The 11627-nt window shown below is 66.1% G+C and carries 12 protein-coding genes and 1 tRNA gene; 6 read left to right on the forward strand and 7 right to left on the reverse strand.

Going from position 1 to position 11627, the window contains the following annotated elements:
• Nucleotides 1-12 precede the first annotated feature (12 nt).
• Complete coding sequence (locus E3C22_RS00310) at nucleotides 13-1707, reverse strand: sensor histidine kinase (protein WP_167591574.1); 1695 nt, start codon at nucleotides 1705-1707, stop codon at nucleotides 13-15.
• Between the two features lie 385 nt (nucleotides 1708-2092).
• Here E3C22_RS00310 and E3C22_RS00315 point away from each other — a divergent pair, with 385 nt between their 5' ends.
• The 6 genes from E3C22_RS00315 (at nucleotide 2093) to E3C22_RS00340 (ending at nucleotide 6682) form a co-directional block, all read left to right on the forward strand.
• On the forward strand, nucleotides 2093-3838 hold the full coding sequence (locus tag E3C22_RS00315) for a helicase HerA-like domain-containing protein (RefSeq protein WP_134759117.1): 1746 nt from the start codon (nucleotides 2093-2095) through the stop codon (nucleotides 3836-3838).
• Between the two features lie 203 nt (nucleotides 3839-4041).
• Nucleotides 4042-4386: a cupredoxin domain-containing protein gene (locus E3C22_RS00320; protein ID WP_134759119.1), complete on the forward strand. Its 345-nt coding sequence runs from the start codon at nucleotides 4042-4044 to the stop codon at nucleotides 4384-4386.
• 4 nt (nucleotides 4387-4390) lie between these two features.
• On the forward strand, nucleotides 4391-5221 hold the full coding sequence (locus E3C22_RS00325) for an FTR1 family iron permease (RefSeq protein WP_134759121.1): 831 nt from the start codon (nucleotides 4391-4393) through the stop codon (nucleotides 5219-5221).
• Between the two features lie 201 nt (nucleotides 5222-5422).
• Nucleotides 5423-5498 (forward strand) — tRNA-Trp (locus E3C22_RS00330).
• Between the two features lie 81 nt (nucleotides 5499-5579).
• Nucleotides 5580-6287 (forward strand): MerR family transcriptional regulator, encoded by a 708-nt coding sequence (locus E3C22_RS00335; RefSeq protein WP_134759123.1) that lies wholly within the window; start codon nucleotides 5580-5582, stop codon nucleotides 6285-6287.
• 2 nt (nucleotides 6288-6289) lie between these two features.
• Entirely contained in the window at nucleotides 6290-6682 is a 393-nt protein-coding gene (locus E3C22_RS00340; RefSeq protein ID WP_342635608.1) for a PIN-like domain-containing protein, read from the forward strand.
• An 18-nt stretch (nucleotides 6683-6700) separates the two neighbouring features.
• On the opposite strand, the gene E3C22_RS00345 is transcribed toward E3C22_RS00340, so the two are convergent.
• From E3C22_RS00345 to E3C22_RS00370, 6 genes are all read right to left on the reverse strand, one after another.
• Nucleotides 6701-7129 carry an ACT domain-containing protein gene (locus E3C22_RS00345; protein WP_342635609.1) on the reverse strand — a complete coding sequence of 143 codons (429 nt, stop codon included), beginning with the start codon at nucleotides 7127-7129 and terminating at the stop codon, nucleotides 6701-6703.
• Nucleotides 7126-7932, reverse strand: a complete 807-nt coding sequence (locus tag E3C22_RS00350) for a hypothetical protein (RefSeq protein ID WP_134759127.1) — start codon at nucleotides 7930-7932, stop codon at nucleotides 7126-7128. The genes E3C22_RS00345 and E3C22_RS00350 overlap by 4 nt, the downstream gene beginning before the upstream one ends.
• A gap of 40 nt (nucleotides 7933-7972) precedes the next feature.
• Nucleotides 7973-8818 (reverse strand): ABC transporter permease, encoded by an 846-nt coding sequence (locus E3C22_RS00355; RefSeq protein WP_134759129.1) that lies wholly within the window; start codon nucleotides 8816-8818, stop codon nucleotides 7973-7975.
• Entirely contained in the window at nucleotides 8818-9615 is a 798-nt protein-coding gene (locus E3C22_RS00360) for an ABC transporter ATP-binding protein (protein WP_134759131.1), read from the reverse strand. The genes E3C22_RS00355 and E3C22_RS00360 overlap by 1 nt, the downstream gene beginning before the upstream one ends.
• Nucleotides 9616-9727: 112 nt before the next feature.
• The gene (locus tag E3C22_RS00365; protein WP_134759132.1) at nucleotides 9728-10360 is read right to left on the reverse strand and encodes a cupredoxin domain-containing protein; all 633 of its coding nucleotides are present in this window, start codon (nucleotides 10358-10360) and stop codon (nucleotides 9728-9730) included.
• A gap of 42 nt (nucleotides 10361-10402) precedes the next feature.
• On the reverse strand, nucleotides 10403-11383 hold the full coding sequence (locus tag E3C22_RS00370; RefSeq protein WP_134759134.1) for a PQQ-dependent catabolism-associated beta-propeller protein: 981 nt from the start codon (nucleotides 11381-11383) through the stop codon (nucleotides 10403-10405).
• Nucleotides 11384-11627 lie beyond the last annotated feature (244 nt).

Genomic DNA, 11627 nt, shown 5'->3' on the forward strand with positions numbered 1-11627 from the left:
GCTGTCGCTCCATCACCTTCCACGCGCGACGCCGTTCGCTTCCGGGCAGCTCCTGACCGATTCCCGCGGCACGGTGAGCGTCCAGACGACACCGGTAGCGGCATAGTCCATCGCCACCGAGCCGCCGAGACCGCGCGCCGTCATCTTCTGGGTGACCAGCGTGCCGAAGCCCGAATGGCGCGGCGGCGTCACCGGCGGGCCGCCGCTTTCGCGCCAGGAGAGCGTGACCGTCTCCTCCGCCGTCCAGGTGATCGTCACATGCCCCTCCGGGCGCGACAGGGCGCCGTATTTCGCCGCATTGGTCGCAAGTTCGTGGAGAGCGAGGCCGATCGTCTGGGCGGCGGTGGCGTTCAGCGGCAGCTCCGGTCCCTCGATGACGATCTGCTCGCTGTTCGATCCGAAGGCCTGCAGCTGGTTCTTCACGAGTTCGGCCATCGAGACGCTCTCCCAGCCGCCGGAGGAGAGGAGGTCGGCCGAGCGGGCGAGCGAGTTCAGGGCCTCGGAGAGCGTTGCCAGAAACTGCGTCGTGTCGGAGCTCTCATTGGCGGCGCGGCGGGCGATGGCAGCGATCAGCGCATACTGGTTCTTGGCGCGGTGGCTCATCTCGCGCATCAGGAAGCGGTTCTGCTCCTCCGCCTCACGGCGCTCGCGCGAAGCCTGGGCGAGCACCCGCGAGACCTGGCCGATCTCGGCGATGTCGGTGGAGATCACCGTCGCCGGCTCGCCGCGCCCGATCTGTTCGGCCTGTCTGGCGAGCTGGGAGATCGGCTCGGCGAGGCGGCGGCCGACGGTGATACCGAGAGCGACGCAGAAGGCGAGCAGTAACGCCCCCGCGGCGACGAGAAGCAGCCAGGAGCGCATCACCGGCCGGCCGATGACGGCGCTGGGGACCGCGACCGTCGTCGTCCAGCCGGACAGCGAAGACACGGTCGAGGCCTCGATCAGGTCGGCCGCCATGCGGGCATTGCCGACGGTCTCGACGATCGACGGATTGTCGTAGGAGATGCTCTGGCGCGGCCGCATCCTCCCGTCGCTGGTCACCGCGGCGAAAACGCGCTTGCCGAGCGCATCCTTGATGATCGCCGACCATTTGGTCGGCAGGTTGCGGTCGGCGATCACCGATTCGAACGAGGTCGTCGCCTTGGTCAGGATCAGCGCGTATTTGACCTTGGCGCCCTGCTTCACCGGGATCGCCACATGATAGACGAACTCTCCCCGCGACTTGCGGAAGCTGACGCCGGAGACCGTCGGCTGGAAGGTGCCGAAGACCCGATCAACGAGGGAGCGTTCGGGAAAGGGCGGGACGACCGGCGGAAATCCGCTCTGGGTGTCGACGAGGACGTTCATGTTGCGGTCGACCAGCTCGGCGGTGGTCGCGGTGCCGGCCAGCGCCGCCGCCGTCCGGTCGTGGAACTGCTGCAGCCGGTCGTTGAGGAGCGTCGGCGAGGCGGCCAGCACCCGTCCCGAGGTCAACAGGCCGTAGATCTCGCGGTCGATGGCGTTGGAGACGATCTCGGCGGTGTCGTTGACCTGCGCCGCCGCGATCTCCTGCTGCTGCTGGGAGAACTGGATGATCAGGAAGGCGCTGAACAGCAGCGCCGGGACGAGGACGATCAGCGCGAAGGTCACCAGATGGACGAACAGCGTCGGCCGGCGCCACAGCCGCGACAGGACGAGCCTGCGCCAGCGCGGCAGCAGCGCCGCCATGGGTGGGCGTCGCGCCCCCCCGGCGGGCTGCCCGTCTGATCGCGTCTGAACGCTCACCGCCGCATTTTCCCGAGCTTGTGCAGCCCCGTCGTCCGGAGCTGGCGCCTCGTCTGGATTCGGATTTTTCCCCACTCGGGGCAACCTTACGCGAGCCAAGGGCAATTTACCACATGGCGAAGGACATCGGAGCGGTCGATTTGCTCGCATCGGCGCGAAAATCGGAACCGATTTCCTGAAGGGCCCGATGCGTCGATTCAATCAGTTAGCTGCGTCCTATATGCGTCCACTCGGACGCACAGCGCTCTGGCAGCGCCATCGTGCCGCGGCTTGTTCGAAGCCGCCGTAAGAATATACTTTCGCAGCGCCGCGCGGGAGGCGGTCGACCATGGCTGAAACAGACCGGATCTACCTCGGCGCAAGCCGCAACGACGACGGCACCGTCGGGCAGGGCGAATATCTCGACCTGAAGCTCGCCAACCGACACGGGCTCGTCACCGGCGCTACCGGCACCGGCAAGACGGTGACGCTGCAGGTTCTGGCCGAAGGGTTTTCCGACGCCGGCGTGCCGGTGTTCTGCGCCGACATCAAGGGCGATCTCTCCGGCCTGTCGCAGCGGGGCGAGGCGAAGGACTTCCTCGTCAAGCGGGCCGCCGAGATCGGCCTCGAACCCTATTACAACGACCTCTATCCGGCGGTGTTCTGGGACATCTTCGGCGAGAAGGGCCATCCGATCCGCGCCACCATCTCCGAGATGGGCCCGCTGCTCCTGTCCCGCCTGATGAGCCTTTCGGAGGCCCAGGAAGGCGTTCTCAACATCGCCTTCAAGATCGCCGACGACGAGGGCCTGCTGCTGCTCGACCTGAAGGACCTGCAGGCGATGCTGGCGCATGTCGCCGAGCAGTCCTCCGAGATCTCCAAGCTCTACGGCAACGTCTCCAAGGCCTCGGTCGGGGCGATCCAGCGCTCGCTGCTCGTGCTCGAGCAGCAGGGGGCGGAGAGCTTCTTCGGCGAGCCGGCGCTGAAGATCGACGATCTGATGCGCACCGACCGGGACGGGCGCGGCTTCGTCAACGTGCTGGCCGCCGACCGGCTGATGATGAATCCGCGGCTCTATGCCACCTTCCTGCTCTGGCTCCTGTCGGAGCTCTTCGAGGAACTGCCGGAGATCGGCGATCCGGAAAAGCCCAAGCTCGTCTTCTTCTTCGACGAGGCGCATCTTTTGTTCGACGGCGCGCCTTCGATCCTCGTCGAGCGCGTCGAGCAGGTGGTGAAGCTGATCCGCTCCAAGGGCGTCGGCGTCTATTTCGTCACCCAGAATCCCCTCGACGTTCCGGAAGGCGTGCTCGCGCAGCTCGGCAACCGCATCCAGCATGCGCTGAGGGCCTATACGCCCCGCGAGCAGAAGGCGGTGAAGACGGCCGCAGAGACGTTCCGGCCGAACCCCGCCTTCAACGCTTTCGAGGCAATCACCACGCTCGGCGTCGGCGAGGCGCTGGTCTCGACCCTCGGCAAGGGCGGGGTTCCCTCAGTCGTCGAGCGCACTCTGATCCGCCCGCCTGCCGCAAGGCTCGGACCGGTCAGCGACGAGGAGCGGGCGGAGACCATGCGCCAGAGCCCGGTCGCAGGGCTCTACGACCATTCGATCGATTCCGAATCCGCCTATGAAATCCTCGTCGAGCGCGCCGGCGCGGAGCTGAAGCGCGAGGAAGAGGAGCGCGAACGCGAGGCGGAAGCCGCCCGCCAGCGGGAAGCGGCCGAGCGGGCGGGGCAGGAGGCGCGGGCAGAAGCCGCCCGGCGCCGCGCCGAGGCGGTGGACGAGAAAGGCGACGACGGGCGCGGCCCATGGGGCGGCGGGTCATCCGTTCCGCGGAGCCGACGCACCCGCACCGGCTTCCAGATTCCCGATTTCGGCCTCGGCGGGGACGGCCGCGACGATGCCGAGGACTACGCCGAATACGCCGACGACCAGCCGCGCCGCAGGGCGCCGCGGCGAAAGGCGACGCGCTCTTCCGGATACCAGCGCCAGACGGTGACCGAGACGATCATGAAGCAGGTCGGCCGCACGGTCGCCTCCACGGTGACGACTGCCATCGTCCGCGGCATCCTCGGGAGCCTGAAGCGCGGCAAGTGAGGCTCTGGCCGAAAGCCGTCCCTCACGCTCCCCGGGCCACACACTCGGAGATTACCGAAATTTAATCTGACGAAAACTGTCTGCTTAGCCGCGTCGGGTGTATCCCTCCGGCATGCAGAAACCTTCGATCGCGCCTCAGGAGACGCATTCCCGGTCCTTGCAGCACTGGCGACGATCCCCGAACATTTTTCTCAGGAAAACCGATGACGATTTCGATCCTTCGTCCCGCGATTCTCGCGGCCGCCTGCATCGCCTGTGCCGCCCTGCCGGCGGCGGCGGCCGACGTCCAGACCATCGAACTGACGCTGAAGGACCACAAGTTCTCGCCAGAGACGATCGAGGTGCCGGCGAATGAGCGGTTCCAGATCAAGCTGACCAATGCCGACGCCACGCCGGACGAGTTCGACTCGACGGATCTCAGGGTCGAGAAGGTGGTCGGCGGCGGCCAGACCGGCATCATCCGAATCCAGCCGCTGGTCCCCGGGCGCTATATGTTCATGGGCGAATATCATGCCGCGACGGCGCGCGGCATCGTGGTCGCGAAGTAGTCCGATGCTCGCTGCCTTCATCATCGTCTTTCGCGAGGTCATCGAGGCCGGTCTCGTCGTCGGCGTCGTGCTGGCGGCGACCCGCGGCCTTGCCGGGCGCGGCACCTATGTCGCCGGGGGCATCTTCGCGGGCTTCCTCGGCGCCTGTCTCGTCGCGGCCTTTGCCGGCGGCATCGCCGATCTCTTCGAGGGCTCGGGGCAGGAGGCGCTGAATGCCGGAGTGCTGATCGTCGCCGTCGCCATGCTCGTCTGGCACAATGCCTGGATGGCGAGCCACGGGCGTGAACTCGCCCGGGAACTGAAGGCTGTCGGCCATGCGGTGAAGGAGGGCAGCCGCTCGCTGATGGCACTTGCCATCGTCTGCGCCGTCGCGGTGTTGCGCGAGGGCTCCGAGGTGGTGCTGTTCCTCTATGGCGTCGCCGCGGCCGGCCAGACCACTGCTCTCGGCATCCTGTCGGGCGGCCTCCTCGGCATTGCCGGCGGCGCGGTTATCTCGGCGCTGCTCTATCTCGGCCTCATCGCCATTCCGCTGCGCCATCTCTTCGGCGTGCTGACGGCGCTGATCACCCTTCTGGCGGCAGGCCTCGCCGCGCAGGCGATGCGCTTCCTTGCCCAGGGCGGGTGGCTGAACGACTGGGTGACGCCGCTCTGGGATACGAGTTCGGTGCTTTCCGAGGCCAGCATTCCCGGCCGCGTCGCGCATGTGTTGTTCGGCTACATGGCCCAGCCATCCGCCAGTGAACTTGCCGCCTACCTCGCCGTCATCGCGGTGATGCTGGTCGTGCGCCGGGTCATCGGCCAGGAGACCGGCGGCCGGATGCAGGCCTCGGCCTGACGGAGACGGTCCCTGGCGGAAAGCGGACCCGGCGAGTCGGACGGAAGGACGCCGGCGGCGATCTGGCTCGGCGGCTTTCGGCCTCTCGCTCGGGGTAGCGTGACGGCGGGGCCGTTTCGCGGGCCGCGCGGCACGACACCTCCGAGGCACAAGATTGCTGTTGCATCCGGCCCGCCGAAGCATTATTCCCAGCGCGGCCGAAGGGGTATAGCTCAGTTGGTAGAGCGGCGGTCTCCAAAACCGCAGGTCACAGGTTCGAGCCCTGTTGCCCCTGCCAGTCTTCTTCTCCTGCCCGTTGTCCGAATTGTCGAAGGCAGGTGAGTTTGCCGGCGGTCCCAATGGGGATACTGTGCCGCTGATGAACCAGATGACCAAGCCACCTGTCGTTCTGTTCGACGTCGGTTCCTACACGGCGCAGGAGGCAGCGCGTCTTCTGCAAACGCCTGCGCGCAATATCCGGCGCTGGATGCGCGGCTACGGTCACAGCGTTGATGGTGAGATCCGACAGGTTCCGCCGCTCTGGGATTCGCAACTCCCATCCGCCGAAAACCACGTCGAAATCGGCTTTCGAGACCTGATCGAGCTTCGCTTCGTCAAAGCGTTCCTCGATGCGGGAATTGGGCTGAAGACTGTGCGTCACTGTCTCGAACACGCGCGAGAATGCGTCGGCGTCGACCACCCATTCTCAACGCGGCGGTTTCAGATGGACGGCCGGACAATTTGCCTTGAGAGCATCGAGCGATCCGGTGACCGAGAGGGTTTCCTCGATCTCAAAACGCGGCAATACGAGCTCAAGAAGGTCATCGAGAAAAGCTTCCGGGACCTCGATCTCGACGACACAGTCGTTGCGAGATGGCGCCCGTTCCAAGGCAAGAGCACGATCGTGATAGATCCGTCGCGATCCTTCGGACAGCCGATTGCAGCAGAGTTTGGTGTGCCGACGGTCGCACTTTCCGATGCCGTCAATGCAGAAGGATCGATCGAAAAGGTTTCCGGTCTGTTCGATATCCCCGCGCTGATCGTGCGCGATGCGGTCAAGTTCGAAGAGAGCCTCGAAGCTGCGTGAGGATGCTGGTCGACGAGAACCTCTCACCGGCTCTCGCTCGTGCCCTACAGGCGCTCTTCCAGGGTGAACACGAGATCGTTCATCTACGGACGAAATTCGGCCCCGGCGTGACTGACGTCGAATGGATCTCCGCCTTGAGCTCCGAGGGACGATGGGTGATCCTGTCGGCTGACCGTCGCATCACGAAAAACGAGCTCGAATACCGGGCCTTCAGGAATTCTCGGCTCGTCGGCTTCTTCCTCTCGAGGGGGCTCTACAAGGCCAAGGTGACGAAGCAGATGGAGCGCATCCTCTCGCTTTGGGACACGATGGAGAAGCAGGCATCGATCGTGGCGGGTGGCGCGATGTTCGAGCTGCCGATGCGAAGTTCGCTGATCGCCCAGCTCAAACGCTGAGCGTGAAACGCTTTCGGCTCATACAGCCGCAACAACGTGCCCGGCGGCGGTGAGCGCTTCGGCCGCGCGGCCGGCATTCTCTGTCTTCACGAACAGATAGTCGGTGTCGAAGGTCGAGACGAGGAAGATCCCGATCCCCACCGCTGCCAGCGGTTCGAGCACGGCAGCCGCGATGCCTGTCTCCTCGAAGGCGAAGGGGCCGACGAACTGGAAGCCGCTCCACCCTGCATCGACGCGGACACCATCAGGCACCCTCCCGGCCTCGCAGAGGATCGAAAGCTCTTCGCCCGTCCGGGAGATCGAGACGAAGCCTTCGCCGTCTGCCCAGTGCGGGATGGCCGCGTCCGGTCCGAGCCGGCTCACGGCATAGGTTTCTGGAAGGACCCGCAGCGTGATGCTGACCGGCGGTCTTCCATCTTCCGGCAAATCTCCGGCCGACACCGTCACAGCGCCTGTTCGGCGGCGCGGCCCAGCGCAAAGGCGCGTTGCTCGATCAGCGTCGGCACCTCGCAGACATAGCTCAGCGACTTGCGGCGCTCGTTGAAGACACGGGTATCCCAGAGCACCCTCTGCCTGGCCTCGTCGAGGGCGGTCGGGTTTTCGGTCGGATTGTTCTGGCGGGTCGAGACGGTTTTCGCCTCCTCGCGCAGTTTCGCCGCAAGCGCCTTCTGCTTGGCGCCATAGCGCTCGATGCCGCGCATGATCTGGCCGCGTTCGGAATTGAAACGCGACAGAAGCACCGCGACGAAGGCGGTGGCCTGCTTTTCGCGCTCTGCCTCTGGCAGACCGCTCAGATAGTCCTTCACCGCGGCTTCCGCCTCGGAGAGCGGCGTGCGCCGCGCCGCCACCTGGTCGACGAGCCGGCGCAGTTCTTCGCCCGGATCGACCTCGGCGGCCTCCGGCAGCGGTGGTCCGGCCCAGATCTGCCCGGCCGAAATCTGCTCGACCCGTCGCTGGATGCAGGGCCAGTCGGTGGTCGCGGGGGCCGGGGCCTTGGCGAAGGCCATCGGGTTCTTCGTACCGCCGGTCTTGCCCTCGGCGGGCGGCGCGCCTGCGGAGGGGGCATTGCCGGTGCCGGCCGGCGCGTTGGTCGGCGCCGGGCCGGGCAGCACGAAGCCCTTCGGGATCGGCTTGGACGTGGCGCCATCCTGGGCGAAAGCGAGGCTTACCGGCGCAAATGCGCTGAGCGCCACGATCACGCCCGCGGTCACCCAGCGGTTCGCCCGTCTGACGACAAATTCTTTCGCCATGAGTTTTCCTCCCGTATTTTCCTGACGCTTTCTCCCGGCGTCACTGCCGCTTGCGGCTGATCAGCCCGCGCGCCGGATCGTAAGCGATGATCGCCCCGCCGAGAAACACCACCGTGCAGCCAAGGACGATCGCCAACGCCTGAAGGTTCAGCTCCCGGTAGAGGGCGAAACGCACGAGCTCCACCGCGTGGGTGAACGGATTGACCTGGCAGATCCGGTAGAGCAGCGGGCTCGACTCCTGCACCCGCCAGAGCGGATAGAGCGCCGAGGAAGCGAAATACATCGGGAAGATCACGAAATTCATCACCCCGGCGAAATTCTCCAGCTGCTGGACGAGCGAGGACAGGAGCATGCCGAGCGCGCCGAGCATCAGCCCGGCCAGCAGGATCGCCGGCAGCGCGTAGAGATAGCCCTGCCAGTCGGGCCGCACTTCCCAGAACCAGGCGATGGCGAGGAAGACATAGACCTGGACGACGCCGACGGCGACACCGGCGCAGAGCTTCGAGACGAGCAGGAACCAGCGCGGCAGCGGCGAGACGAGCAGCGTCTTCATCGTCCCCGTCTCGCGGTCGTAGACCATCGACAGCGACGACTGCATGCCGTTGAAGAGCAGGATCATGCCGATCAACCCGGGCGCGATGTAGACCTCGTAGAGGACATAGGTCTGGTAGGGCGGGATGATCGAGACGCCGAGCACCTGGCGAAAGCCGGCGGCGAAGATGAACAGCCAGAGCAGCGGGCGCACCAGCGCCGAGACGAAGCGTTCGCGCTGATGGATGAAGCGCAGCGCCTCGCGCCAGGCGATGCCGCCGGAACAGACCAGATAGGCCGAGAGCGGAAAGCCGCGGCGCACCGGCGTGGCAGTCTGGATCGTCGCTTCGCTCATCAGGCCACTCCCTCCGGCTGAGCGGCCTTGGCGCGCACGCCCGTCAGCCGGGTGAAGGCGTCGCCGATCGAGCGGGCGCCCTGTGCGGCGACGATGTCGGGCACGAAGCCTTCGGCGAGCACCTCTCCCTGATGCAGCACGACGACCCGGTCGCCGGCGTCGATCTCATCGATCAGATGCGTCGCCCAGAGGACGCTGACGCCCTCCTCATGCACAAGCCGCCTCACTTCGGAAAGGATCGCGGCGCGCGAGCGGACGTCGAGGCCGACGGTCGGCTCGTCAAGCAGGATGAGGCGTGGCCGGTGCATGAAGGCGCGGACGATCTCGATGCTGCGAAGCTGGCCGCCGGACAGGTTGCGGGCCTTCTCTTTCAGCCTCGAACGCAGCTCCGATGTCGCAAGAATCTCGCCGATGCGGGTTTTCGCCGCCGATGCCGGCAGGCCGTGCAGGGCAGCGTGGTAGATGAGGTTCTGGCTGATCGACAGGTCGAGATCGAGGGTTCTAGCCTGGAAGACGACGCCGAGCCGGCGCAGCGCCTCGCCAGGATCTTTGGACAGGTCGAAGCCGAGAATCCGGATGGCGCCGTGCCGGACGTTGAACAGCCGGGTGATCAGCGAGAACAGCGTCGACTTGCCGGCACCGTTCGGCCCGAGGAGGGCGGTGAAGGAGCCCTGCGGCACCGTGAAGGAGACATCGTTCAGCGCCTTGCGCTGGCCATAGGAATGGCTGACCCGCTCGACGGCGAGTGCCGGGAGGTCGTCCGCCGGATGGGGGCCGTTCAGCTTGCCGTCCTGCATTGCCGCTTTCGCTCTTTCAGGCGCCTCTGCCATGGAACAGATAGGGCAGTCGCGCGAAACGGCCGAGGCCGCGGAGACAGCCGCGGCCTCGGCCGGTGTTCGGATATTGTGGTCACTGGACGACGGTGATCGTCCCTTCCATCACGTGATCCTCGTCGAGGCCGCCGACCTTCCATTCGTAGCGGCCGGGGCGCACGGTCTGGAACTGGACGGTGATCGTGCCGTGGGAGTCGTATTCGAGCCAGGCCGGGGCGCCGGCCATGTGCACCTCGAGATCGTCGATGACGATCTGGTTCATCCAGACGTTCCGGAAGAAGTCCGGCGCGTTGAACTTGTACTCGATGTCACCCTCGGACTTGATGTCCCAGCGATAGGCCTGGCCGGCCCTGAGATAGAAGTCCTTGTGGTTGGTCTTGAAGGCGTCGCCGCCGACGCCGAGGATCAGCGGCGTGACGATCTGCGAGGTCAGGCTCTTCTTCGGCAGGCCGAGCATGTCGCCGTTGAGCGCCGCGGCGGGCATCAGCTCCGACCCCGGCGGAACCTTCAGCCCGTCGGCTGCGGGCACCAAGCTGGCACTCTGGCTGGCACCGTCGCTATCGTCGTCGTCATCAGCCTTGGTGGTGGCGGCGCCGGCCGCCGGCTTGTCATCGTCGTCGTCCGCCTGGGCGAAGGCGGGGCCGGCCGGCGCGGCAAGGAGGCCGAGGCCGAAGAGCGCCGCCATCAGTGCGAGCCAGGGTGATTTCATGATGTCAGTCCTCCCGAATTGCCTGCGATTTTCGAATGCCGCTCACTTCGGCGTCACGGCGACGCCCCATGGCTGCTGGCCGACCTGGACCGACTTGATCACCTCGTCGTCCTCGACGTCGATGATCGAGATGTCGTTGGAGAGGCCGTTGGTGGTGAAGAGGTATTTCTGGTCCGGCGAGAAGGCGAGCTGCCAGACCCGCTGGCCGACGAGGAGATAGTCCTCCACCTCGTAGGTCGCGGTATCGACCACCGCGACGCGATTGGCGGGGCCGAGCGCGACATAGGCCTTCTTGCCGTCGTCCGTGATGCGGATGCCCACCGGCTGGATCGCCTCGGAGCGGATGCCGGGGATCTCGAAGCTGATCTTGTGGGTGATTTCCTTGGTCGCCGCGTCGATCACCGAGACCGTGCCGCCAATCTCCGCCGAAACCCAGATTTCCGAACCGTCCTTCTTGTACTGGGCAAAGCGCGGCCGGGAATCGACGAGGACGTTGGCGGTGATCTGCTGGCTGTCGCGATCGATGAAATGCGCCATGTTCGTCGTCTCGGACGTGTTGACGATCGTCTGGCCGTCCGGCGAGACGCCCATGCCTTCCGGTTCCACGCCGACCGGAATCTCGGCAAGGCGCCCGCCGGTCTTCAGGTCGATGACGGTGACGAGGTTGTCGTCCTCGTTGGCGGCATAGAGCTGGTCGCCGTTGGGAGACAGCGTCAGGAGTTCGGGATCGGGGCCGGAGGGAAGCGTCCGTTTGAAGGCGTGGGTCTTCGTGTCGAATTCCTTGATGATGTCGTCGTCGCTGGTGCAGACGTAGAGCGAGGCGCCGTCCGGGCTGACGGCGATGCCGCGTGGCCGCTGACCGACCTTGAAGGTGTCGATGACGGAGAACTCCTTCTCCGAGTCGAGCACGGTGACGTCGTTGCCCTTCTCGTTCGAGACGAAGATCTTGTAGGCGAAGGCCGGGCTCGCGGGCAGCATGAGCGCCGCGGCAAGGGCCGCCAGTGACAGTCGTTTCAATACCATTCCTCCCTGAGCCGGACCCGGCCATCGCCGGCATCGTCCGGCCCCTTCATGCGCCATCGCGCATCGCCCGTCGACCGCGTCGATCCTACGGCGCCGCTCAGCTCGATCCCGGACCGGCCGGTCACGCCCGGCGAACAGGGGCACATGGACCCTGGCGCGCGTGTCGTCGAAGCGAGCCTCCCGTCTCGCCTGGCGGTGCCCGGCGCCCCCCGGGACCTGTCCTTGGGAGCGACAAGCCCCGAGG

Origin of the sequence: Jiella endophytica (assembly GCF_004519335.1) — a bacterium.
GTDB lineage: Bacteria > Pseudomonadota > Alphaproteobacteria > Rhizobiales > Rhizobiaceae > Jiella > Jiella endophytica.

Excerpts from the sequence above, each read along its gene's own strand:
- E3C22_RS00310 (WP_167591574.1), bottom strand. The coding sequence starts at position 1,707 with ATGGCGGCGCTGCTGCCGCGCTGGCGCAGGCTCGTCCTGTCGCGGCTG.
- E3C22_RS00315 (WP_134759117.1), top strand. The coding sequence starts at position 2,093 with ATGGCTGAAACAGACCGGATCTACCTCGGCGCAAGCCGCAACGACGAC.
- E3C22_RS00320 (WP_134759119.1), top strand. The coding sequence starts at position 4,042 with ATGACGATTTCGATCCTTCGTCCCGCGATTCTCGCGGCCGCCTGCATC.
- E3C22_RS00325 (WP_134759121.1), top strand. The coding sequence starts at position 4,391 with ATGCTCGCTGCCTTCATCATCGTCTTTCGCGAGGTCATCGAGGCCGGT.
- E3C22_RS00335 (WP_134759123.1), top strand. The coding sequence starts at position 5,580 with ATGAACCAGATGACCAAGCCACCTGTCGTTCTGTTCGACGTCGGTTCC.
- E3C22_RS00340 (WP_342635608.1), top strand. The coding sequence starts at position 6,290 with ATGCTGGTCGACGAGAACCTCTCACCGGCTCTCGCTCGTGCCCTACAG.
- E3C22_RS00350 (WP_134759127.1), bottom strand. The coding sequence starts at position 7,932 with ATGGCGAAAGAATTTGTCGTCAGACGGGCGAACCGCTGGGTGACCGCG.
- E3C22_RS00355 (WP_134759129.1), bottom strand. The coding sequence starts at position 8,818 with ATGAGCGAAGCGACGATCCAGACTGCCACGCCGGTGCGCCGCGGCTTT.
- E3C22_RS00360 (WP_134759131.1), bottom strand. The coding sequence starts at position 9,615 with ATGCAGGACGGCAAGCTGAACGGCCCCCATCCGGCGGACGACCTCCCG.
- E3C22_RS00365 (WP_134759132.1), bottom strand. The coding sequence starts at position 10,360 with ATGAAATCACCCTGGCTCGCACTGATGGCGGCGCTCTTCGGCCTCGGC.
- E3C22_RS00370 (WP_134759134.1), bottom strand. The coding sequence starts at position 11,383 with ATGGTATTGAAACGACTGTCACTGGCGGCCCTTGCCGCGGCGCTCATG.